The organism is Nocardia sp. CNS-044 (assembly GCF_059570515.1).
Genome location: NZ_JCANSX010000008.1, coordinates 221,347 through 243,759, shown reverse-complemented (window position 1 = coordinate 243,759; position 22,413 = coordinate 221,347). Strand labels below are relative to the sequence as shown.

Here is a 22,413-nt window from a genome sequence, read left to right as displayed (position 1 = left end):
GACAGGGATGCCGGTGCACTGCCAGGCCCTACTGAACAACCGACTGGTAAGCATGCCGGCCAGCCGGCGGCGCATTCGAAGGAGCGCTCGTGCGCAACACCTCCGTCAACGACGACAAACCACCTCAGTCCGACGACCCCGTCTCGCCGCCCGAAGCGGCGGCCACGCGAGCGCCCGGCCGCCGCTTCGGAATCACCCTGGGCACAGCCAATTTCGGAATGCAGCTGGTGGTCAATGCGGTACCCCAGGTCCTGATCGCAATGCAGATCGAGGACATCGATCCCGACGGCAAGGAGTTCAAGCTCGGATTGCTCGCCGCCGTCGCCGCGACCCTGGTGACCATCACCCAGCCGGCGTGGGGCATCGTCTCCGACCGCACGCGCAGCCGATACGGCCGGCGCGCACCCTACATCGTGGGCGGCGCACTGGCCTGCGCGGTCGCCTTGCTGGGACTGGCGGTGACCGACACGTTCCTCGGACTGCTGCTGGCCTGGTGCGCCGCCTCCATCGCGCTCACCGCCACCACCGCGACCCTCGGCGCTGCACTGCCCGACCGGGTGCCCGAACCCGCGCGCGGGGCATTCGCCTCAGTGATCGGACTCGGCGGGGTGCTGGGTGCGATCCTCGGGCAGCTCCTGGTGGCGAAATCGGTGGGCGGCGGCTACCTGCTGCCCTACGCGGTCATCGCCTTGATCTTCGTGGGCACCGCCATCGCGTACGCGGTGGTCAGCGGACCCGAGCCCCGGCCAGCCGCCGACGCCGCACGGTTCTCGTGGCGTGAGCTGTGGGTCGACCCGCGCGCACACCCCGATTTCGCGTGGGTCTTCCTCGGCAGGCTGCTGGTGATGACCGGGTTCATCATGGTCAACGGATATCTGCTGTACATCCTCGGCGATCATGTCGGGCTCGGCCGCGATCGCGCGCTGCACTACCTGCCGGTCGTGTCGGCCGTCAGCGCGGTCGCGGTGGTCATCTCGCTGGCGGTGTCGGGGATCTGGTCGGACCGGGCGGGACGCCGCAAACCATTCGTCTTCGGCGCGGCCGTGCTCCTCGCCGCCGGGCTGGCGCTGCTCCAGTTCGCCGCGTCGATCCCCGCGGTACTGGCCTGCGTGGTCGTCGTCGCCCTCGGCTACGGCGCGTTCCGTTCGCTGGACGAGGCGCTCATCTCGCTGGTGCTGCCGTCCACGGAGTCGGCCGCCCAGCATGTCGGCCTCGCCCATGTGGCCACGCATCTGGCGGCCGCGCTCGGACCCGCGCTCGCGGGCCTGATCATCGGCTCCGGTGGCGGGTACGCGATGTTCTTCGCCACCGCCTGCACGGTCACCGCACTCGGCTCCCTGTGCATCCTGCCCATCCGCTCCGTCCGCTGATCACCCGAAAGAATCTGTGCAGCAGTGATTCTCACCGACACCACCACCAGCACGCCACACATCGGCGCCCATCCCCTACGGTCGGCGTCCTGCACCGGGGGCTCTCGATGAGCCTCGCGACGCCCGGCGGCTCGATCCCAGACACCCCGCCGGTCCGGTACTGGCAAGCCGCGCCCTGCGGCATCGCGCCCGGCGTCCTCACCGAAGGACCGCTCTGGGACCCCGCGACCGGCGAACTGCACTGGGTCGACATCACCGCGGGCCACATCCACAGCGGCACCCTGCGGTACGACACCTCAGGGCGAAGCGATATCACGCGCCACGCCACCCGCACGCTTCCCGAACCGGTCGGAGCGGTCGTACCGGACGGTCAGGGCGGACTGATCGCAGCGGCAGGGTTGTCGCTCACCCGGCTCGGCGGCAACGGCGAGCAATGCCGGGTCGCAACGGTTCCGGTGCCCGAGGACGGCGTCGCCCGGCGTATGAACGACGCCGCCTGCGACCCGGCCGGACGGCTACTCGCCGGCACCAAGGCCGATGCGCCCGCGGCCGCCGCCCTGTATCGCCTCGACCGCGACGCGCGCGTGCACATCCTGCTCGAAGGCATCACCATTTCCAATGGACTGGGCTGGAGCCCGGACGGGACGACCCTCTACTACGCCGACAGCCCCACTCGCCGCGTCGACGCCTTCGACTACGACCTCGCGACCGGCGCTCTGAGCCACCGCCGGACGTTCGCGGAGTTCGACACCGGCGAACCCGACGGCCTCACCGTGGACGCCGCCGGACGGGTGTGGGTCGCCGCCTGGGGGGCGGGCCAGGTGCGGGCCTACGAACCGGACGGGCGCTTGGCCGGAATCGTCGAAGTACCCGCGTCCCAGGTCAGTAGCTGCGTCTTCGCGGGACCGGACCTCGACACTCTGGTCATCACCACGGCATCCGAAGGCCTGAACGCGCACACACGCCGCGCCGAACCACACGCCGGTCGCCTGTTCACCTGCCGTACCGGCGCGATCGGATTGCCTCCCAACGTCTTTCGCTGACCATCAGCGCCGCCCGCCGAGGAATGATCACATGCAATCTCCTGCCCGTCCCGCCCCACGCCTACACCTGCGCCCCGATCCACCGATCGTCGCGATCCTGCGCGCCGCCGAGCCGACCCACCTCGCCGACGTCGCCATGACCCTGCACGAGGCGGGCATCACCGCCGCCGAATTCACGCTCACGACACCAGGAGCACTCGACGCACTGCGCGAATGCCGGCGCGCCGCACCCGAATCACTCCTGCTCGGCGCGGGCAGCGTCCGCACCGTCGAGGACGCCCGCCGAGCTTGCGACGCCGGGGCGGAATTCCTGGTGACACCCGCCGCCCGTCTCGACGTCATCGCCGAATCCCACGCGCTCGCCGTGCCGATCGCGGCCGGGGCCGCCACACCCACCGAAGTGCTCGCGGCCTGGCAGGCGGGCGCATCGGTCGTGAAGGTCTTTCCCGCCGGACAGCTCGGCGGCCCTGCCTACCTCCGAGCGCTGCGTGGCCCGTTCCCCGATATCGCGCTTCTCCCCACAGGTGGAGTCGAAATAGAGTCCGCCGCAGACTATCTCGCGGCAGGAGCGTGCGGCCTCGGCATGGGCGCACCCTTGCTCGGCGACGCCTGCCGCGGCGGCTCGCTGCCGGCGCTGCGCGAGCGGGCGGCCGCACTCCTGGAAGCCCTGCGCGGATGACCCGGCCCATGCCCCGGCTGGTCACCCTCGGCGAGACCATGGGTGCGCTCACCACGATCGTGCCCGGCCCCCTCACCAACGGCGCACTGCTGCGCCTAGGCACCGCCGGAGCCGAATCGACAGTGGCGATCGGAGTCCGGCGACTCGGCCACCACACTGCCTGGATCGGGTGCGTCGGCGACGACGCGATCGGGCGCCTGGTGCTGGCGTGCCTGCGCGGCGAAGACGTCGACGTGACAGCCGCCAGAACACTCGCCACCGCGCCCACCGCACTCATGCTGCGCGAGCGACGCACCGCGGACCGCACCCGCGTCGGCTACTACCGGCGAGCGATGGCGGGCTCGCGCCTGGCGCCAGTGGACCTCGACGAATCCCTGATCGCCGCCGCCGACGTGCTGCATCTGACCGGCATCACCCCGGCCCTGAGCAGCACCAGCGCCGCCGCCGCGCACCGGGCGCTCGACATCGCCGAAAAGCACGGCGTCACCGTCTCTTTCGACGTCAACTATCGATCGGCGCTGTGGTCGCGCGCGCAGGCGTCCCGGGAACTGCAGGAACTGGCTGCCCGCTCCCACTTGGTCTTCGCCGGGACCGACGAGGCCGAACTGCTCACCGGCGCGCCCGCCGACCCCGCACGCTCGGCACGGGCCATCGCGGCGCTCGGACCTGGCGAGGTGGTGATCAAACTCGGGGCCGACGGCGCGATGACCCATCGCGACGGGCGCGACCACCACCAACCGGCACTGCCAGTCACCTGTGTCGATCCGGTCGGCGCCGGGGACGCGTTCGTCGCCGGGTACCTCGCGGCGGTGCTGGACGCCGCGCCGATCCCGCAACGGCTCCACCAGGCGGCGACATGCGCCGCATTCGGCATCTCGGTCCCGGGCGACTGGGACGGTCTGCCGCGCGCGGACGAACTGACGCTGCTCAGCGACGACGACATCATCCGCTGACCCCGCGGTCAGCCCGAGCTCGACGAGGAGTCATTCATGCCCCCACTGCAGGGCAAGGCCGCGCTGGTCACCGGTGCCGCCTCGGGAATCGGTGCGGCGGCGGCCCACCGGCTGGCCGCCGCCGGCGCGGCCGTGATCATCACCGACATCGCCGACGAAGCGGGCGAGAAGGTCGCCGCGGATATCCGCGCCGCCGGTGGCGGCGCGCACTACCACCGGTGCGACGTCACCTCCGAGGATGACTGGGCCGCCGTGCGACAGGCCGTGATCGAACGCTTCGGCGGCCTGGACATTCTGTGCAGCAACGCAACCCAGCACGCGGATGCACCCGCCCACCTGTTGCCGCTGCAGGCATGGCAGCGCGAACTCGCGATCAACCTCACCCCGCTCCACCTCGCGATGCGGACCTTCCACGCCGAACTGCTCGCCCGTGAGGGCACGCTCATCGCGGTCGCCAGCGTGCACGCGCACTTCGGGCTGCCCGGGTATCCGGCCTACGCTGCCGCGAAAGGCGGAACCTGCGCGCTGATCCGTCAACTCGCGGTCGAATACGGGCCGGCCATTCGCGTCAACGCCGTCCTGCCCGGCCCCATCCTCACGCCGGCCTGGGACAGCGTTGCCACCGCAGACCGGGAACTCTCCGCACGCGCGACGGCCCTGGGCCGGATGGGGGCACCGGAGGAGGTAGCCGCCGCGATCACTTTCCTCGCCTCCCCGGAGGCGTCGTACATCACCGGAGCCGAACTCGTCGTCGACGGCGGGTGGAGCGTGAAGAAGGATTCCAAATGAAGATCACCGCCCTGCGAACCTATATCGTCGCGCCGCGCTGGTGCTTTCTGCGTATCGACACCGACGAGGGCATCGTCGGCTGGGGAGAACCCATCGTGGAAGGCCGAGCGCACACCGTGGCCGCGGCGGTCGACGAGTTCGCCGACTATCTCGTCGGCCGCGACCCGATGCGCATCGAAGACCACTGGCAGGTCCTCACCAAGGGCGGCTTCTATCGCGGCGGCCCTATTCTCGCCAGCGCCGTCGCGGGAATCGATCAGGCCCTGTGGGACATCACGGGCAAAGCACTCGGCGTGCCCGTGTGGCAGTTGCTCGGTGGCGCGGTCCGAGACCGCATCCGCATCTACAGCTGGATCGGCGGCGATCGGCCCGACGACGTCGCCGCGACCGCCCGCGACCGCAAAGCCGCCGGTTTCACCGCGATCAAGATGAACGCGTCCAGTGAGATGCGGCTCCTCGACACCCCCGCGGCGACGATGGCGATCGTGGACCGTCTCGCCGCCGTCCGGGACGCGGTCGGCGACGAATTCGACATCGCCGTGGACTTTCACGGGCGGCTCACCAGCGCCATGGCACGGCGGGTACTCCCTCTACTCGAGCCCTACCTGCCACTGTTCGTGGAAGAGCCCGTCGTGCCGGAGATGAGCGATCACATCGGCGACATCGTGCGCTCGACCAGCGTGCCCATCGCCACCGGCGAACGCCTCTATTCGCGATGGGACTTCAAAAACGTTCTGGCGCAAGGCATTGCCGTCGCACAGCCCGACCTCTCCCACGCGGGCGGTATCTCCGAGGTGCGCCGTATCGCCGCCATGGCCGAAACCTACGACGTCGCCCTGGCCCCGCACTGCCCGCTCGGCCCGATCGCGCTCGCGGCCTGCCTGCAGGTCGGCTTCGCCACCCCGAACCTGCTCATCCAGGAACAGAGCCTCGGCATCCACTACAACACTCATTCCGACCTGCTGGACTACCTCGTCGACCCCACGCCGTTCACATTCCGCGACGGCTACATCGCCCTACTCGAACGGCCGGGCCTCGGAGTGACGATCGACGAACGGGCCGTCGAGCAGGCCGCCGAATCGGCGGTGCGCTGGCGAAACCCCATCTGGCGGCGCGACGACGGCGCACTGGCCGAGTGGTGAGCGGCCCCGAAGCGCACGGCGATCACCAACCCGAGGCTGGCGGCAAGACACCGACGCCTTGCGCCATCTATTCCACAAGTGGAATAGTCTGATTGCCGAAGAACCACGGGCCACAGCCTTGTCACGACCGTGACGAGCGCCCGACAGAACCACACAGGAGTCACTCGTGCGCACCAGGAATCTCCTCGGCGCAGCGGCGGTCGTGGCCGCGCTTATCGGAGCGTCCACGCCGGACGCGACCGCGTCGGGCATCTCGATGCAGGAATCGAGCTACCCGACCGCCCACGGCGACGAGCAACTGACCGTCTACCGACCCGACGGGTACGCCGGCCCGCGACCCGGCCTCGTCCTGGTACACGGCGGAGCCTGGGTCGGCGGCAAGCGCGACCTGCTCGATCCGATCGCCCGTGCGGCGGCCGAACGCGGATTCGTCGCGATCACCATCGATTACAGCCTCGCCGCACCCCGCGCCCCGCGCCAGTATCAGGACGTGGGCGCGGCCATCCGCCACATCCACGACCGCGCCGCGGATTTCGGCATCGATCCCGGCCGCATCGGGGGACTCGGCACCTCGGCGGGAGCGCACTTGATGATGCAGGCGCTGGTCACCGAGGGATCGCCGCTGGCCGCGGCCGCCGGCTGGTCGGGGCCCTACGACCTGACCGCGCGAGATACCCCGCGCAACGCGTTGGTAGCGACCTATGCGGCCGTGGTATACCTCGGTTGCGCCCCGCTGCTGCCCGACTGCGCGCAACAGGCCGCGCAGTCCTCCCCCGCCCTGCACACGACCCCGGACAGTCCGCCCATTCTGCTGTTCAACGCACAGGACGAACTGATGCCGATCGAGCAGATGACGAGTTTCGCCACCCGTCTGCGCGCGCAGGGCACCGAGGTCACCACCCATGTCGTCCCCGGCAAGGGACATGCCATCGCCTACACCGGCCTGGCCCTCACGCCGACACTCGACTTCTTCGCCGAGCGCCTGTAGCGGGCGCACCGGCCGCCGGCGAACTCCGCCGACGGCCGGGCGCACTCAGCGGACCGGTCGTCCGCCCACGATGGAAGCGCGTTCCATCACTCGGATCTGAGGCCAGTAGTCACTGGCCGCGTAGTGCTGCACCGCACGGTTGTCCCAGAACGCGATGGTGTCCGGCTGCCACCGCAACCGCACCTGATGCTCGGCATAGTCGGCCTGACGGCACAGCTGGTCCAGCAGATCCGCGCTCGCGTCTGGGTCGAGCCCCTCGATGCGCTCGACGAAGACCCGATTGACGTAAAGATGCCGACGGCCGGTCTCCGGATGCGTGCACACCAGCGGATGACGCACCTGCGGGAACTTCGCCCGCATCTGCGCGCGCTGCTCCTCGGGCAGCGAGTGCCCGAAGGCCCGGGTGAAATCGTGGACCGCCTCGAGATTCTCGATCCGGTCCCGCACCTCCTCCTCCAGGGATTCGTAGGCCGCGTACATGTCGGAGAACAAGGTGTCTCCGCCCATCGCGGGCACGGAGAGGGCGTGCAGGATCGCACCCATCGACGGGGTTTCACGCCAGGTCACGTCGTGATGCCAGGTGTTCTCGAAACCCGCCACCTGCTCGCTCTTCTCGAATCGCACGAGTTCAGGCTGTCCGGTGTTGGAGGGAATGAACGGGTGCACCTCGAGCGTGCCGAATCGGCGAGCGAAGGCCACGTGCTGTTCGGGGGTGACCGGCTGATCCCGGAAGAAGAGCACCTTGTAGTCGTGCAGCGCCTGCCGCAGCTCCGCGATCACCGGGTCCGGCAGATCGGTGGTCAGGTCGACGCCGTGGATCTCGGCGCCCAGTGTCGAACCGACTCCGACAGCGTCGAAATGTTTCCAGCGCAGCGCCGCGAGCCGGTCGCGTTCGGCGGCGAGATGTGTGAACGGGCCGCTGATCAGCGGTGATCCTGGGATGCGAATGGCTCGGACGCCGATATCCGCGCCCGGATCACGGTCGGCGATCACAGCATTGTCGGACATGGTGGAAACCTCCTGTGCGAAACCGGCTGCCTGTAGTCGATTGACTACATCCGGTTGCCGCTACTGTAGTCACATGACTACAAATTCGGCAACGAATCGCGGTAAACCCCCACACACCGGACGCGAGGCGATCGTTCCCGCGGTTCTGGAGAGCGCGGCGCAGCTGTTCGCCGAGCGCGGACCGGCCGCCACCTCGATCCGTGACATCGCCGAACGAGCCGGCGTCAACCACGGCCTGGTCTTCCGCCATTTCGGGGCCAAGGAGAACCTGGTCGGCGGGGTGCTCGAGTACCTGAGCAGCGCCGGCGCGGATCGAGATCTCAATACGCTCACCGTCGACGACAGCCAGATCCGCCTGCACTGGACCGTGCTGGCCCGCTGCCTGCTCGACGGCTACCCGGTGGGTGAACTACAGCAGCAGTTCCCGATCATGTCCCAGCTCGTCGCCCGCGCGCGGGTCCATCATCCCGACGATCGCGCGGCGGCGTTGGCCGCCGCGGACGCCGCCGCCCTCGAGCTCGGTTGGCAGCTGTTCGGCGGTTTCCTTTGCGCGGCAACTGGATTGACCGATCTCACCGAGGAAGAACTGCACCGGCACGCCGACCGAAGTGCCCGGGCGATCCTGGAGCCGACGCCGGAGGTTTAGCGGCTTCTTATTCCACTAGTGTCATAGTATCCGTGATACTTGTGGAATAGATTCCTCTCCCGTTCGAACTTCGAGGACCCGCGTGACGCATCCCGCCCCCGCCCCACCGGCCGACAACCCGCTCACCGCGCACCCCCCGCTCTCCCCCGCCCTGCGCCGACTGTTCCGCTGGACGCCGCTCGCGTCCGCCGCCCCGCAACTCGGGTTCGCCCTCATCGCCTACTTCACCGCACTGCAGGTGCAACTCCTCGACCCGGCGAACAAGGTCGCGACCCTCGCCCTGGTGCACACCGTCGTCGCCTGCGCGTCCATCGCGATTCAGCCGCTGGCCGGGATGCTGTCGGACCGCACCCGCAGCCGCTTCGGCGCCCGCGCCCCGTGGATGCTCGGCGGCACGGTGTTCGGGGCGGTCGCCCTGGTCGCCACCGGCCTGTCCACCTCGATCGCGATGCTGCTCGTCACCGCCACCTGCGCGCATATCGGCTGCCATATTCTGGCCGGACCGCTCTCGGCGATCCAGCCGGACCGAGTGCCCGAATACGCGCGCGGCCGCTACTCCTCGCTGGCCGGGCTGGGCATCATCGCGGCCGGCGTGATCGCGCCGACCGTGGGTTCGGTCTTCGCCACCCGCATCGCGCTGGGCTACACCATCGGTGCGGCGGCCATCGTCGCCATCGTCGTCCTGTTCCTGGCCCGGAACCCCGACGCCGACAACCGCGCCGTGCCCGTGCCGCCGGTATCCCTGCGCGCCACGGCCGCGTCCATGTGGATCGACCCTCGCCGCCACCCCGACTTCTTCTGGGTCTTCCTCGGCCGGTTCCTGCTGTTCGGCGGGTATTTCATGATTCAGACGTTCCAGTTGTACATCCTGCAGGACCACATCGGCCTCTCCGTCAGCGAAGCCACCGGCCTGACGCCGAAGATCGCCGCCATCTGCCTGCCAGGATTCCTTCTCGCGGTGAGCCTCTCGGGCCCGATTTCCGACCGGATCGGCAACCGCAAGATCATCGTGCTGATCGGCGGGCTGACGATCGCGGCCTCCTCGCTCATCCCGGTCGCCGCACCCACCGTGCCGGGCATCGTGGCCTCGTTCATGATGCTGTCGACGGGGTTCGGCATCTTCATTTCGGTCGATCAGGCGCTGGCCACCCAGGTCCTGCCGAGTTCCGCGGACGCCGCCAAAGATCTCGGCATGCTGAATATCGCTGCCGCGCTACCGAATGCGCTCGCACCGGTCGCCGCCGCGACGGCGGTGAACGCCTTCGGCGGATACCACGCGCTCTATCTCACCGTCGCCGCCGTAGGACTGGTCGGAGCACTGGCCGTGGTGCCGATCAAGGCCCGCTGACCCCGTACGGACCCGTCCCGACCGGCCGTCCGGCCCCGCTCGCAATCCGCCGCCTTCGCGAGCGATTCTGCCCCGTAGCGGGTTTCGCCCGCACCACGCAGACCGTTCAACATTCACCTGCGATGAATGTTCTTATTCTTCCAGTGATTTCGCGCAGCGAAAGCCGGTGTGCCCCGCGGAGCTGTCCACGGTGTTCGCCGAACGGGCGGCGACCCGGTATCGGAAACAGTAGGAGTCGTGGCACATATGCGAACCGCCTCGAATCACCTTGGCGTCACCGCTTTCCGGGCCGCGCGGGTTGCTGAGCGGCCCGACTCCGTGGTCGGTGCTCCACCAGTCGGCGCACCACTCCCAGACGTTCCCGCACATGTTGTAGAGACCGAAACCGTTCGGGAGGAATGCCGTCACCGGCGCGGTGCCGCGATAGCCGTCGGCCGCGGTGTTCTTCGCGGGGAAGCTGCCGCGCCAGATATTGCAGCGGTATTCGCCGCCGGGGTCGAGGTCGTCGCCCCACGGGTAGCGAGCCTGGTCCAGCCCGCCGCGTGCGGCGTACTCCCATTCCGCTTCGGTCGGAAGGCGTTTGCCCGCCCACCGGCTGTAGGCGTGAGCGTCGTTCCAGGACACGTGGACCACCGGGTGATCGGCCCGGCCCGCCAGATCGCTGCCCGGACCTTCGGGGTGATTCCAGCTCGCGCCCTCGATGCCGCACCACCAGGGGGTGCGTTCGGGTCGAGGCGCGGCCCGGCGCAGTGCGGCCGGGACGAACCCGGCGAAAACATAGGACCAGCCCAGCTGTTCGGCCTCGGTGCGATATCCGGTCGCGGCGACGAATGCGGCGAACTGCGCATTGCTCACCGCGCAGGCGTCGATGTGGAATGCCGCCAGCCGGACCGTACGGACCGGCCCCTCACCGTCCGAGGCGTAGCCCTCGGCCGAATCGGTGCCCATGCGGAATTCCCCGCCGAGCAGCAGCACCATACCCTCGGTAGTACTCGGGGCGAGGTCCGAGGGACGGAGCGGCGCCGGTCGCGATGATCGCTGGGTATTCCGCGCGGGCATACAACAGTGCGTGGATTCACGGGTATCCGCCATCGCAACCTCCTGCGCTGGTCCAAGCGGGAATCGGGGAGCACGCACGCGTTCGGCAACTGCCGTGGTGGAGACAGCTTCCGAATCCCGCCCGGGCGTCGAGCTGCTGCCCACGCTAGACTATAACACTAGTGTCATACTGGGCGATGTGTCTGCACCACGTCGGCCAGGAGATCGAGCCGCCCGCCCAGCTGTCCACCACTCGTCCCCGCGCGGCCGTGCCATCCATACACCCCGGGGGCGTCCCCCAGACGCGGCCAGACGCGGCCGCGCCGCCCCTCCCCCAGCCAGCCGCAGCGAACTTACGGAGCCCAGCAGAAGCCATGCCCGACAACGCATTTCACGAAGACGGAGCCGACGAACCGAACATCGTCGACTACAGGTTCACTCTCGCCGCCGAACGCACCTTCCTCGCTTGGATCCGGACGGCCTTGGCCCTCCTCGCCGGCGGCGTGGCCGTACTAGAACTCGTCCGCCATTTCGGCACCCCGTGGACGCGAACGTGCATGTCCATAGCGTGCATCGCACTCGGCGCACTGATGGCAGCCGGGGGATATCAGCGCTGGCGGCGAGTGGACGCCGCGATCCGCGCCGACCGCCCGCTGCCGAGGTCACCTCTGCTACCGATTCTCGCTGTGTCGGTTGTACTGATCAGCGGGGTCGCGGCATTCGCGATGGCCGCCTCATGAGCGCCCGCGACCCTGGCCTCCAGGCCGAGCGCACAGTCTTGGCGTGGCGGCGCACTGCCGCCACCGCCGGGACGGTGACCCTGCTGCTGGTGCACCACGGCACCGAGCGCACCGGTCCTCTCGCGGCACTGGTCCCCGCCTCCTCGGCATTGGCCCTGATCGTGATCGCGGTGGCGGCCTGGAGGCGCGGTCGCACGCTGATCCGGGACAACGCCCCCGGCGATCACCCGGCGCTGCCGCCGCTGGCCGCGGCATCGGCCGTGTCGGTCTGCGTGGTCGCGGTCGTCCTGCTGCTCGACCTTCACGCCTGAGAGCAGCCGTCCCGACCGCAGCCCAGTCAGCGCGCGTCTTGCGATCGCAGGCGTCCGTCCAGAAGATCTTTGCGGAGCACTTCCAGCCGCTCGATGTGCAGATCGATGTCGGTCGTTCCCCAGAGATGCAGGCGTTCGGTGATCGCGTTTTCCAGCTCGAGATCGAAGGGGAAACCCGATTGCGGTTCGATGGTCCGGTCGCGATCGCGGAAACGCACCACCTGATCCCGGCGCGCGGCGATCTCCACCTCGAGCAGCCGCAGGAGATGCTCCTCGCTCATGAAGCCCGCGAAGCTCAGGCGCACCTCGAATTCCGGATCCTTGTAGCGGGTGGACGGAGTGTAGGGGCCGGTCAGCCAGTCGAGGAAGACGGTCAGGCCCTCGGCGGTGACGTGATAGGTCTTGGCATCCTGCGGACCGGGCCGCTCGTGCACCTCATAGGTGACCAACCCCTGTTCCGACAGCCTGCCCAACGCCCGGTACACCTGGCTCATCTGAGTATTGGGCCGCATGAAGCGGCCGTGGGTGTCGAAGAATTTCTTCAGGTCGTACCCGGTGGCGGGTTGCACACCCAGGATGCCGAGCAGCAGCAGTTCCAGTTTCACCGTAGTGAGATCCCTTCCACCGAACAGCGTTGCCATGCCACTAGTGCCATGGTATCCGGCTGTGCGGCGCGGGGTTCACCGCAGGGCTACGCGCCCGGGCACGGGTCGCCGGAATATCCGGAATCGAGAGCGGCCTGCACCAGATAGCCGACAGTCGGCGACTTCGGCATGTCGCCGTGTCCGGCGGTATCGGAGACGCACAGGTCCTGCACCCAGAGGTTGCGGACGGTAGCGCCGGGACCGGCGGTCAAGAAGGTCGCCTCCGGCGGCGTGGAGACGGTATCGGCATGCGAGGCGATCACCGTGTAGGCGACGCCCGGCTCGGTGTCGCCTCCGGCGTTCAGCGTGGTGATGAAATCGCTGCCGACGAACTGTTGCGGCAGCGCAACGCCCGCGACCCGATCGACCGCGATGTCACGGACTCGCTCGAGCAGCTCGGCGGGTAGTTCGCCGCCCAGGCCGCTCAGAGTCGTCCCATGGTTGGGACCCGCGATCAGCACCATAGTCGCGACCTCGTCGGCGCCGCCCTCGAACCGCAGAAACTGCCGGGCGGTTACCGACCCCTGAGAGAAGCCGACCATATCGACCTGTTCCACGCCGGTGGCCCCGCGTACCCGATCAACGAAGCGCGCCAGCTCACGCGCCGATTCACGAATATCGCCGGTCCCGTATTTCCCCGGCATCGCGCCGACGAGGCTGCTGGTGTCGCGGCCGTAGTTGAGGGCGAATACGCAGTAGCCCTCGGCTTTCAGGTTGGGCGACAGCACATTCCACGCGCTCCGGTTCCCCCACGTGCCGTGCACCAGCACCACGGGACGCGGATGACGCTGCGACGGTCGGCAGTCCCATTCGTTGGAGCCCGGCGGCGGCGCGATGTCGGCGGCCTCGTCGAGCGTTTCGGGGATGGGCGCGGCCGACGCGGGTGTCGCGGTGGCGGCCGCGAGTATGCCCGCGGCGAGGAACGCGCTCGCGGCACACCGCCACGGCGTGGAGATCGTTGACATCACTTCTCGAAGCCCCTTCGGCCGACGTGGATTACTTCGGCGACTATGCCACTTGTGTCATAGTGGGTCAACGCGCCCGGCCGCAGGCCACCGGCGATCACGACCGATGAAGGGACCAGCCCATGAAGGCGATCATGGTGATGTTCGACAGCCTCAACCGGCGCATGCTGCCGCCCTACGGGTCGGAGTGGACGCACGCGCCGAACTTCGCCCGCCTGGCCCAGCGCGCGACAACCTTCGACAACGCCTACGCCGGTTCCATGCCGTGCATGCCGGCCCGGCGCGAAATCCACACGGGCCGTTACAACTTCCTGCACCGCAGCTGGGGCCCGCTGGAGCCGTTCGACGACTCCATGCCCGAGCTGCTGAAACAGAACGGCATCCACACCCATCTGGCCAGCGACCACCCGCACTACTGGGAGGACGGCGGCGCCACCTACCATCCGCGCTACAGCACCTGGGAGTGTTTCCGCGGCCAGGAGGGCGATCCGTGGAAGGGCCAGGTCGCGGACCCGCAGATGCCCGAGGATCTGAAGATACTGCGCCTGGAGTCCTACCGGCAGGACTGGGTCAACCGGCAGCACCTGACCACCGAGGACCGCCATCCGCAGACCCTGACCTTCGACGCGGGCCTGGAGTTCATTCACACCAACGCCGGCGCCGATCGCTGGTTCGTCCAGATCGAGACCTTCGACCCGCACGAGCCGTTCTTCAGCCATCAGGCGTACAAGGATCTCTACCCTCACGACTACGACGGCCCGCACTTCGACTGGCCCGACTACAAACGCGTCTCCGAGACCGACGACCAGGTGCAGCACGCGCGCTATGAGTACGCCGCCCTGCTGTCGATGTGCGATCACTCCCTCGGACGCGTGCTCGACGCCATGGACGAGGCGAATCTCTGGAACGACACCCTGCTCATCGTCTGCACCGATCACGGCTTCCTGCTCGGCGAGAAGAACTGGTGGGGCAAATCGGTGCAACCGTGGTTCAACGAACTGGTCCACCTGCCGCTGTTCGTCTGGGATCCGCGCACCCGCACGGCGGGCGAGCGCCGGTCGGCGCTGGTCCAGACGATCGACCTGGCCCCCACCCTGCTGGACTACTTCGGCGTCGAGCGACCACGCGATATGCAGGGCAGGCCGCTGCCTACCGCCGCCGACTCCCCCACCCGGCGGGCAGCTCTGTTCGGCGTTCACGGCGGTCACGTGAACGTCACCGACGGGCGTTACGTCTATATGCGCGCACCCGTGCGGGCCGACAACACGCCGTTGTACGAGCACACCCTCATGCCCACGCATATGCGCAGCCGCTTCACTCCGGAGGAACTGACGGATCTGGAACTGACCGAGCCCTTCGACTTCACCAAAGGTGTTCGCACCCTGCGAATTACGGGCCGCACTCTGATCAACCCGTACACCCAGGGCACCCTGCTGTTCGACCTCACCGAGGATCCCGAGCAGCTGTGCCCGCTCGTCGACGACGAGGTCGAACTGCGTATGACCACCCTCATGGTGGAGGCGATGCGGGCCAGCGACGCGCCGCCGAGCCAGTTCGAGCGGATGGGCCTGCCCGCCACCGGAGCGGTCGGCCACGAACATCTGCTGGTGCGCGCCCATCGGGAGCGAACGCTGCAGGCCGCCACCCCACTGCCGGGACCGGGAGACTTTCCGGAGTCCCGGCTGTCGATCCGGACGCCGATCCGGCAGCTGGTGGATGAATCGGCGGCTGCCGAGATTCTGCGCCGCCATCTGCCCGCCATGGCCGATTCGGAAATGATCCAGGCCCTCGGCCGGGTCAGCCTGCTCGATCTGGCCGCCGTGGCGACCGGGCTGCTGCCCGCGCCGACCCTGCACGCCATCGCGGACGAGCTGGCCGTTCTATAGCACGCCGCCGGGGCGGCGGCCGCCGCCTTGGCGCATGGGGATTTCGGAAATTTTCGGAAACCCGCAACAGGCATACCGATTACTAAGTAAGTTAGTGCCGCCCGTCATTCACGGCTTCGATTCGACGGATCACACCGTGAACAGGAGGACCCATCAACGGCCCTCGTGCAGGCGTCTTCGCCACCCGACGCGGCAGCACCGCGCCCGACACCGAATCGGCGCACTCCGAAAATGAGGAACCCCATGAAGATTCGCCACGCGACGCATACCGCGGCCCTGGTGGCCGCCGGTGTTCTCGCGGCCACCGCGACCGCCCACGCCGAACCAGCCGCCCCGCAGCCGGTCGAGTACCACACGGTGCTGGATCAGCAAACCGTCGTCACCACCCTCGAACACGGCATCTTCGCCTTCGCCGCCGACAAGGCGATCACCATCAGAGACCTGTCCGGGACCGTGCTCGACACCCTGCCCACGACGGTCACCCTCAACGGGCAGCAGTTGCCGCTGCGCCCGGCGATCGACGCCGACGGCCGCACACTGCGGCTCACCCCGGATGTCAGCGAGGTCGACCGCACCGCGCTGCAACCGATCGCCTCGCCGGTGGAGAACCAGCTGGCCATGAACGATCTGATCAACTCGGTCAGCATCGGCACCTCGGTCGGCAGCCTGGTGGGCACCGCCATCGGCGCGGTACTCGGCATCGGCGTCGGCCTCGCTGTCTCCGGAGCGGCGTGTGTGGTGCTGAGCCTGGGCTGCGTGGTGGCGGTGCTGCCGATCGTCAGCCTGGTCGCGGCGGTCGGCGGTCTGACCGGCCTGGTACTCGGCGGCGGCCCGACCGTCGCGGTCGCACTCTTCGAATACGTCAGCACCCTGCGGGCTGAGCCCGGTCAGAGCAAGTACGGCGAGTACGTCGGTGACCGGTCCGGCCAGACCCCGGCCGCCGGGCAGTGACGCCGGATTCGAGGTAATGCAGATGACCTTGCGCACAACGACTTTCGCGGCGCTGCTGGCCACCGGGGCACTGGCCGCCACGGGCACCGCGACAGCGGAGCCCGCAGCGCCGGAGTACCGGTCCGCCGCGGTCGGGGCCACCGTGATCACCGAACTCACCCACGCCCGCTTCGCGCTGGCCCCGGACCGGCAGTCCGTTCTGGTCCAGAGCGAATCCGGGGAGGGGTCGCTGCTCACGTTGCCCCTGAGTTTCGAACTCGACGGTGCCGCCCATCCGATCCTGCACGAGATCGCTGACGACGGCCGGCGACTGCTGCTGACCCCGTCCGTTGCACAGCCGGTGGCCTCACCGCTGGAGAATCAGCTCGCGCTCAACGAACTGGCCTCCAATATGTCCAAGGGCCCGCTCATCGGGACGCTGGCGGGCACGGTGATCGGCGCGCTGGTCGGAGCCGCCATCGGATTGGGCTCATGCCTCGTGGTGGGGCCCGGCTGCCTGGCGACGGCGCCCGCGGCGATCGCCGCGTTCGCCGCGGGCGGCGGAGTCCTCGGAACCCTCGTCGTCGGCGGCGTCGCCCTGACCGACGGCGTGTGGAAGTACCTGACCACACTGCAGGCAGCGCCGGGTGAGAGCCCCTTCGCCGGCCAGGACGGCATGCTCGATCCGAACGGTACGGGCGTTCCGGACGCGAACCTGCGGCTGCCGAGCGGTTCGGCCAGCGGCCTCAAGGCCGGCTCCTCCAGCGGCTCCGGCAGGTAGCCGATAGGGCCGCGCGGCGGCTGCGGCCGGGGCCGGATCTCCTACGGCTGCGGCACATAGACCGCGAGACCGGCCCTCCCCACGCGGGCGAGTATCGTCCCGCTCCGCGCCGCCCTCGGATCACCGCCGCTGGTCCGAGGGCGGCCTTGTGGCGGGCGACCAGGCCCACGAGGATCTATCCGCCCCCTTGGATAGAGTTGTGCGACGCACGACGGCGTCTCCCAGCACGACAACAGGAAGGGGTGTGGCGTGGCACGTACCTTGGTGGCTGATCAAACCGGCCGGGAGACCCGCACGCGCATCCGCCGCGCGGCCCTGCACCTGTTCTCCGAGCGCGGCTATGCCGGCACCTCCATCGCCGCGGTCGCCAAAGCCGTCGGATTGTCCACACCCGGTGTGCTGCACCACTTTCCGGATAAGCGGGCGCTGCTGATCGCGGTACTCGAAGACCGCGGCAACCCGGCCGCCGACGAGGTGGTCCAGGGTTACGGCGATCTGACCGTTGCCGAGGCACTGAACCTCATGGTGCGCACAGCGCAGCAGAACCTCCGCAACCGCGAGGTGATTCGCTTGGAGCACCTGTGCGCCCTCGCCCCCGGCGACAGCGCCGAGATCGCCGGCGAATGGTCCCGCGCCCGCCTGGCCCGCATGCGCACCGAGATCGAGGCGGTGGCCGAACGCGCCCTGCGCGACGGCGAGATATCCGGCGACCCACCCGATACCGAGAATATCGCCGGACTGGTCATCGCCGCCTTCCTCGGCCTGGAACACCAGTGGCTACTGGACGAGAATTTCGACATGGTGGCCGGCATGCGGACCTTCGCGGCATTGCTCGCGAACCGGTTCGGCCTTCCCGCACCCCAAGCCTGAACCGACCGCCCGCGAACGCTTCTCGCGATGAATCCGCACTTGCCGCCGGCGAACCGCGCACGCCGGAAGCCGGGCGCGGCCAAGCCCGCGCCCGGTCGGTGACGCCCTTCTCTCGGGAACAGCCGGAATCCATCCGGCCACCCGCGCCGCGGTGGACGGCGGCGCTCTGTGCACGCCGCCCACCGCATGAATTCACCCGAGGTCGAATACCTCTGCCGCACTCGTGATTTCAGCCAGCGCCGCGGTGTCGAACTCGACCTCGCCCAATCGGCCGAGACGGTTGATGGGCATCGCCAGCAGGGTGTCGTAGTGGGCGCGGTTGAGGTCCGGATCGTCGAGCAGCAGACCGACCAGGCCGCCGCCCGCACGGGCCAGCACCTCGCGGACGCGCGAGCCGTACTCGGGGTCGGCCAACCAGTCCCCGGTGGCCGCGATGGGGGTGAGCGGGCGGCTCGGCAGCGGTTCTCCGTCGAGCCGCACGGCCGCGGTGAGGCGCAGGTCGGCGCTGGAGGCACCGACCTGGATGTCGAAGTCGCCCGCCTCGACCACCCAGTCGCCAGCGTCCGGATGCCAGTAGGCGAAAGCGCGACGGTCTAGTTCGATCGTCACCCTTCGTGATTCGGCGGGTTCCAGATGAACTCGCGCGAAGCCCTTCAATTCGTGGACGGGCCGCTGCAGTGCTGCGACGGGATCGGCGACGTACAGCTGGGCGATCTCAGCGGCGGCGGCCGAGCCGGCGTTGGTGAGGGTGAACGACACGGTGCCGGTGGCGGTCACCGGATCCACCTCGACAGCCAGATCCGAGTAGCTGAAGCGCGTGTAGGTCAGACCGTGCCCGAAGGGGAAGGCAACCGGCAGACCGCGGGTTTCGTACCAGCGGTAGCCGACGAGGATTCCCTCGCGATAGGCCACGGTGCGCCCGTCACCGGGGAACGCGCCGAACGCCGGATCGTGCCGCGGGTCGACGGGCAGGGTTTCGGCGAGCTTGCCGGAGGGCGAGTGCGCTCCGCTGAGCAGCTCGGCGAGCGCGGAACCGCCGGCCTGCCCGGCGAGCCAGGTCAGCAGGACGGCGTCGGCGTGATCGGCGAAAGGCAGGCGCACAGCGGCTCCCGCCTGCACCACCACGATGAGGCGACCGTCCCGGGCGCGCACCCGCTCCAGGAATTCCAGTTGCTCGGCGGGCAGGTCGAGGGTGTCGCGATCGAATCCCTCGGATTCGGCGTCCTCGGACAGACCGGCGAAGACGATCGCCTCCGCGGCGGCGGCTACGGCCGCGGCGGCTGCGTCGTCGTAGGCGGGGTGGTAGTCGATGCGGCGGTCCGGGAATTCGGCGCGCAGGGCGGCCAGGGGTTCGTCCACCCGGTACGGATTGACCCGTGAGCTGCCCGCGCCCTGGTAGCGGGGCTGCTCGGCGAACGGGCCGACGACCACGATCGGCCCGCCGGTCCGCGCCAGCGGCAGCGCGCCCGAATTGCTGAGCAGCACAGCGGATTTACGCGCGGCTTCACGAGCCAGCCGGTGGTGTTCCTCGGCGTTCACGACGGCAGGTCCGGTGGCGGCGTGGGCTCGGTCGAGCAGCTCGAGCACGCGTGTGGCCGAACGGTCCAGGTCTGCGGTTTCGAGTTCGCCGGATTCGAGCGCCTCCAGCACCCGGGTGGGGCCGTCCGGACTGTGCGGCATCTCCAGGTCTAGGCCTGCTGCGAGGCCGGCCGCGCGGTCGTTGACGGCCAGCCAGTCGGAGACGACCAGGCCCTCGAAGCCCCATTCATCGCGCAGCACCTCGGTGAGCAGCCACGGATGTTCGGAGCAGTAGACGCCGTTGAGACGGTTGTAGGCGCACATGACCGTCCAGGGCCGCGCTTCGCGCACCACGGTCTCGAATGCCGGGAGGTAGATCTCCCGCAGGGTGCGCTCATCCACCTCGGCCGAGACCGACAGGCGGTATCGCTCCTGGTTGTTGGCGGCGAAGTGTTTGACCGAGGCGCCGACGCCGCCGGATTGCACACCGCGGACGAAGGCCGCGCCGAGCCGACCGGCAAGATGGGGGTCCTCGGAGTAGTACTCGAAGTTGCGCCCGCACAACGGGCTTCGCTTCATGTTCACGCCCGGCCCGAGCAGCACCGAGACACCGGCGGCGCGCGCCTCCACCGCCAGTGCGGCGCCGACTCGGGTGAGCAGGTCGACGTCGAAGCTCGAGGCCATGGCGGCCGCGGTGGGATAACAGGTGGCGGGCTTGGATTCGGCGAGGCCGAGGTGGTCCACGACCTGATCCTGTTTACGCAGCCCGTGCGGGCCGTCCGCGACCGATATCCCGTCGATGCCCAGTCGCGGTACGCCGTTCAGTTCCCAGAAGGTGGCGCCGGTGCACAGCGCCGCCTTCTCGGCATCGGTCAGTTGCGGGATCAACGGATGTAATTTCAACGGAGAGAGTGCCTTTCGGGCCGGGAGTGGTTTCTCCCGGAGGGACGGGGGACGTGCGCCGAGCGGTCACAGCGGAGGACGACAAGCGATTCGCCGGTGCGAATCGGCATCGAGCCAGTAACCTACTTATCGCTCCGTAAGCATGCCAGATGTCCCCTCAAAAATCACCCGGTTGCATTCCACTTGTAGAATAGTATCGTTCGGGGAGTAGCACCGGCCAACAGCCGGTCACCCGGCAGCGGCGCTGCTGTCCCCCAGGAGACCTTCACCCCATGCGCATCATCTACGTCGACGTCGACACCCTGCGCGCCGACCACACCACGCCCTATGGCTACGACCGCCCCACCACCCCCAACCTGCAGCGACTCGCTGAGAAATCGGTGGTGTTCGATCGCTACTACTGTTCGGACTCGCCGTGCATGCCCTCCCGCACGGCACTGACCAGCGGTCAGTTCGGCATCTCCAACGGAGTCATCGGGCACTTCGGTCCGGCCGCACGGTTCCGGCTCGACGCGGGCCATGGACCAGAGCCCGATCGCCCGCTACTCGGCCAGGTACTGCAATTCGGCGGCTACCACACCGCGGCGATCTCGGTATTCGCCGAGCGCCATCGCGCGTACTACTTCCACGGGAATTTCCGGGAATCGATTCGCGCCACCGCGAATTGGGGAGACGAGGACGCCGCGGACGTCAACCGCGCCGCCATCGACTGGATTCGCCGCCACGCCGACCAGGACAACTGGTATCTGCACCTGACCTATTGGGACCCGCACACCGACTACACCCACCCTCCGGAATGGACCGAGCGCATGGCCGCGTCGGGTCCGGCCCCGGCCTGGCCGGACGCCGAGACCATCGCCGCCCACGCCGAGATCTACGGACCGCGCAGCGCCCTCGACCTCCACTACACCGCCCAGGGAAACCGGCCGTCCCCCGTGCCACGGCACATGCCCGACGCCATCACCTCGCGGGCGGATTTCGAGCACCTGATCAACGGGTTCGACGGGGCGATCGCTTACTGGGACCATCACTTCGGGCGGCTGATGGCGACGCTGGAGGAGCTCGGCATCGACGGCGACACCGCTGTCATCGTCAGCGCCGACCACGGAGAATCCTTCGGTGAGAACGGTTCCTACGCCGAGCACGGTCTGGCCAACGAGCCCACACACCGCCTGCCTCTGGTGATCTTCTGGCCCGGCGTGACCGAGGCGCTCGACGACGCCGCCCGGCGCAATGACGCGCTGCTCTACAACATCGACTACGCGCCGACCCTCTGTGATCTGCTCGGCCTCGCGACGCCGGCCGGGTGGCAAGGAGAGTCGTTCGCGGGCGCGATACGCGGTGACTCGATCGACTCCCGCGAGCACTTGGTGCTGAGCCATGGCGCGCACACCTATCAGCGCGCGGTCCGCACCCGCGACCACCTCTACATCCGCACCTACCATCCCGGTTGTTTCCGCGCCGAGTGGGAGCAGCTGTTCGATGTCACCGCCGACCCGCATCTGACCCGCGACCTGTTCGACGCCCGGCCCGATCTGGTCGCCGACATGCGCTCCCGTCTGGCCGAGTGGTGGAACACCTATGCCGGGCATCCGGGCGCACTGCCCGACCCTATGCTGACGACCCTGCACACCGGGCCGACCTACTACAACGATCCGGCGACCTACGCTCAGCACCTGCGCGAGACTGGGCGGTCCCATCTCGCCGAGGATCTCGAACAGCGTCTGTCCAGCCACACCATTACGGTCTCCTGGCATGCGCCCGATCGCCCGCGCACCGCCGAGCTGGTTCGCCGCTGGAGCGAGTTGGCCGCAGCCGGACAGCTTCGGCGCTGACCCGCCGAGCTCTCGCGTCGACCCGA

At 68.8% G+C, this 22,413-nt stretch carries 21 protein-coding genes; 16 read left to right on the top strand and 5 right to left on the bottom strand.

From position 1 onward, the window contains the following. The first annotated feature begins 89 nt into the window (after positions 1-89). From T333_RS20290 to T333_RS20260, 7 genes are all read left to right on the top strand, one after another. The gene (locus tag T333_RS20290) at positions 90-1,370 is read left to right on the top strand and encodes an MFS transporter (protein WP_496425475.1); all 1,281 of its coding nucleotides are present in this window, start codon (positions 90-92) and stop codon (positions 1,368-1,370) included. Between the two features lie 107 nt (positions 1,371-1,477). Next, a complete protein-coding gene (locus tag T333_RS20285; RefSeq protein WP_496425474.1) occupies positions 1,478-2,413 on the top strand; it encodes an SMP-30/gluconolactonase/LRE family protein in 936 nt (311 codons plus the stop codon). 31 nt (positions 2,414-2,444) lie between these two features. Continuing rightward, positions 2,445-3,092 carry a bifunctional 4-hydroxy-2-oxoglutarate aldolase/2-dehydro-3-deoxy-phosphogluconate aldolase gene (locus T333_RS20280; RefSeq protein WP_496425473.1) on the top strand — a complete coding sequence of 216 codons (648 nt, stop codon included), beginning with the start codon at positions 2,445-2,447 and terminating at the stop codon, positions 3,090-3,092. Then, positions 3,089-4,045: a sugar kinase gene (locus T333_RS20275; RefSeq protein ID WP_496425472.1), complete on the top strand. Its 957-nt coding sequence runs from the start codon at positions 3,089-3,091 to the stop codon at positions 4,043-4,045. The genes T333_RS20280 and T333_RS20275 overlap by 4 nt, the downstream gene beginning before the upstream one ends. 36 nt (positions 4,046-4,081) lie before the next feature. Then, on the top strand, positions 4,082-4,834 hold the full coding sequence (locus T333_RS20270; protein WP_496425471.1) for an SDR family NAD(P)-dependent oxidoreductase: 753 nt from the start codon (positions 4,082-4,084) through the stop codon (positions 4,832-4,834). Then, positions 4,831-5,976 (top strand): galactonate dehydratase, encoded by a 1,146-nt coding sequence (gene dgoD, locus T333_RS20265; RefSeq protein ID WP_496425470.1) that lies wholly within the window; start codon positions 4,831-4,833, stop codon positions 5,974-5,976. Before T333_RS20270 ends, dgoD begins: the two co-directional genes overlap by 4 nt. A 166-nt stretch (positions 5,977-6,142) precedes the next feature. Beyond that, positions 6,143-6,964, top strand: coding sequence for an alpha/beta hydrolase (locus tag T333_RS20260; RefSeq protein WP_496425469.1), 822 nt, complete (start codon positions 6,143-6,145; stop codon positions 6,962-6,964). Between the two features lie 45 nt (positions 6,965-7,009). Here the strand turns inward: T333_RS20260 and T333_RS20255 are convergent, their stop codons facing one another. Continuing rightward, positions 7,010-7,972, bottom strand: coding sequence for a TauD/TfdA dioxygenase family protein (locus T333_RS20255; RefSeq protein ID WP_496425468.1), 963 nt, complete (start codon positions 7,970-7,972; stop codon positions 7,010-7,012). A 73-nt stretch (positions 7,973-8,045) separates the two neighbouring features. Between T333_RS20255 and T333_RS20250 the strand changes: the two genes are divergently transcribed. After that, positions 8,046-8,618 carry a helix-turn-helix domain-containing protein gene (locus tag T333_RS20250; protein WP_496425467.1) on the top strand — a complete coding sequence of 191 codons (573 nt, stop codon included), beginning with the start codon at positions 8,046-8,048 and terminating at the stop codon, positions 8,616-8,618. Between the two features lie 82 nt (positions 8,619-8,700). Then, positions 8,701-9,966 carry an MFS transporter gene (locus T333_RS20245; RefSeq protein ID WP_496425466.1) on the top strand — a complete coding sequence of 422 codons (1,266 nt, stop codon included), beginning with the start codon at positions 8,701-8,703 and terminating at the stop codon, positions 9,964-9,966. Between the two features lie 132 nt (positions 9,967-10,098). Here the strand turns inward: T333_RS20245 and T333_RS20240 are convergent, their stop codons facing one another. Then, positions 10,099-11,058: a formylglycine-generating enzyme family protein gene (locus tag T333_RS20240; RefSeq protein WP_496425465.1), complete on the bottom strand. Its 960-nt coding sequence runs from the start codon at positions 11,056-11,058 to the stop codon at positions 10,099-10,101. Between the two features lie 320 nt (positions 11,059-11,378). Here T333_RS20240 and T333_RS20235 point away from each other — a divergent pair, with 320 nt between their 5' ends. Both T333_RS20235 and T333_RS20230 read left to right on the top strand, forming a co-directional pair. Then, positions 11,379-11,744: a YidH family protein gene (locus T333_RS20235; protein ID WP_496425464.1), complete on the top strand. Its 366-nt coding sequence runs from the start codon at positions 11,379-11,381 to the stop codon at positions 11,742-11,744. Then, positions 11,741-12,055, top strand: a complete 315-nt coding sequence (locus T333_RS20230; RefSeq protein WP_496425463.1) for a DUF202 domain-containing protein — start codon at positions 11,741-11,743, stop codon at positions 12,053-12,055. The genes T333_RS20235 and T333_RS20230 overlap by 4 nt, the downstream gene beginning before the upstream one ends. A 26-nt stretch (positions 12,056-12,081) precedes the next feature. On the opposite strand, the gene T333_RS20225 is transcribed toward T333_RS20230, so the two are convergent. Both T333_RS20225 and T333_RS20220 read right to left on the bottom strand, forming a co-directional pair. Beyond that, positions 12,082-12,696, bottom strand: a complete 615-nt coding sequence (locus tag T333_RS20225) for a PadR family transcriptional regulator (RefSeq protein ID WP_496425462.1) — start codon at positions 12,694-12,696, stop codon at positions 12,082-12,084. A 50-nt stretch (positions 12,697-12,746) separates the two neighbouring features. Beyond that, complete coding sequence (locus T333_RS20220; protein ID WP_496425461.1) at positions 12,747-13,664, bottom strand: lipase family alpha/beta hydrolase; 918 nt, start codon at positions 13,662-13,664, stop codon at positions 12,747-12,749. Between the two features lie 122 nt (positions 13,665-13,786). Here T333_RS20220 and T333_RS20215 point away from each other — a divergent pair, with 122 nt between their 5' ends. From T333_RS20215 to T333_RS20200, 4 genes are all read left to right on the top strand, one after another. Continuing rightward, positions 13,787-15,550: a sulfatase family protein gene (locus tag T333_RS20215; RefSeq protein WP_496425460.1), complete on the top strand. Its 1,764-nt coding sequence runs from the start codon at positions 13,787-13,789 to the stop codon at positions 15,548-15,550. 243 nt (positions 15,551-15,793) lie between these two features. Beyond that, on the top strand, positions 15,794-16,501 hold the full coding sequence (locus T333_RS20210; protein ID WP_496425459.1) for a DUF8020 domain-containing protein: 708 nt from the start codon (positions 15,794-15,796) through the stop codon (positions 16,499-16,501). Between the two features lie 22 nt (positions 16,502-16,523). Continuing rightward, positions 16,524-17,261: a DUF8020 domain-containing protein gene (locus tag T333_RS20205; RefSeq protein ID WP_496425458.1), complete on the top strand. Its 738-nt coding sequence runs from the start codon at positions 16,524-16,526 to the stop codon at positions 17,259-17,261. Positions 17,262-17,510: 249 nt separating this feature from the next. Continuing rightward, positions 17,511-18,131, top strand: coding sequence for a TetR/AcrR family transcriptional regulator (locus tag T333_RS20200; protein WP_496425457.1), 621 nt, complete (start codon positions 17,511-17,513; stop codon positions 18,129-18,131). Positions 18,132-18,323: 192 nt separating this feature from the next. Here T333_RS20200 and T333_RS20195 read toward each other — a convergent pair whose 3' ends face one another. After that, entirely contained in the window at positions 18,324-20,537 is a 2,214-nt protein-coding gene (locus T333_RS20195) for a glycoside hydrolase family 3 N-terminal domain-containing protein (protein ID WP_496425456.1), read from the bottom strand. Positions 20,538-20,824: 287 nt separating this feature from the next. Between T333_RS20195 and T333_RS20190 the strand changes: the two genes are divergently transcribed. Then, complete coding sequence (locus T333_RS20190; RefSeq protein ID WP_496425455.1) at positions 20,825-22,387, top strand: sulfatase family protein; 1,563 nt, start codon at positions 20,825-20,827, stop codon at positions 22,385-22,387. Positions 22,388-22,413: the final 26 nt, after the last annotated feature.

Excerpts from the sequence above, each read along its gene's own strand:
- T333_RS20270 (WP_496425471.1), top strand. The coding sequence starts at position 4,082 with ATGCCCCCACTGCAGGGCAAGGCCGCGCTGGTCACCGGTGCCGCCTCG.
- T333_RS20280 (WP_496425473.1), top strand. The coding sequence starts at position 2,445 with ATGCAATCTCCTGCCCGTCCCGCCCCACGCCTACACCTGCGCCCCGAT.
- T333_RS20205 (WP_496425458.1), top strand. The coding sequence starts at position 16,524 with ATGACCTTGCGCACAACGACTTTCGCGGCGCTGCTGGCCACCGGGGCA.
- T333_RS20225 (WP_496425462.1), bottom strand. The coding sequence starts at position 12,696 with ATGGCAACGCTGTTCGGTGGAAGGGATCTCACTACGGTGAAACTGGAA.
- T333_RS20220 (WP_496425461.1), bottom strand. The coding sequence starts at position 13,664 with ATGTCAACGATCTCCACGCCGTGGCGGTGTGCCGCGAGCGCGTTCCTC.
- T333_RS20215 (WP_496425460.1), top strand. The coding sequence starts at position 13,787 with ATGAAGGCGATCATGGTGATGTTCGACAGCCTCAACCGGCGCATGCTG.
- T333_RS20190 (WP_496425455.1), top strand. The coding sequence starts at position 20,825 with ATGCGCATCATCTACGTCGACGTCGACACCCTGCGCGCCGACCACACC.
- T333_RS20250 (WP_496425467.1), top strand. The coding sequence starts at position 8,046 with ATGACTACAAATTCGGCAACGAATCGCGGTAAACCCCCACACACCGGA.
- T333_RS20275 (WP_496425472.1), top strand. The coding sequence starts at position 3,089 with ATGACCCGGCCCATGCCCCGGCTGGTCACCCTCGGCGAGACCATGGGT.
- T333_RS20235 (WP_496425464.1), top strand. The coding sequence starts at position 11,379 with ATGCCCGACAACGCATTTCACGAAGACGGAGCCGACGAACCGAACATC.
- T333_RS20255 (WP_496425468.1), bottom strand. The coding sequence starts at position 7,972 with ATGTCCGACAATGCTGTGATCGCCGACCGTGATCCGGGCGCGGATATC.
- dgoD (WP_496425470.1), top strand. The coding sequence starts at position 4,831 with ATGAAGATCACCGCCCTGCGAACCTATATCGTCGCGCCGCGCTGGTGC.
- T333_RS20210 (WP_496425459.1), top strand. The coding sequence starts at position 15,794 with ATGAAGATTCGCCACGCGACGCATACCGCGGCCCTGGTGGCCGCCGGT.
- T333_RS20240 (WP_496425465.1), bottom strand. The coding sequence starts at position 11,058 with ATGGCGGATACCCGTGAATCCACGCACTGTTGTATGCCCGCGCGGAAT.
- T333_RS20285 (WP_496425474.1), top strand. The coding sequence starts at position 1,478 with ATGAGCCTCGCGACGCCCGGCGGCTCGATCCCAGACACCCCGCCGGTC.
- T333_RS20230 (WP_496425463.1), top strand. The coding sequence starts at position 11,741 with ATGAGCGCCCGCGACCCTGGCCTCCAGGCCGAGCGCACAGTCTTGGCG.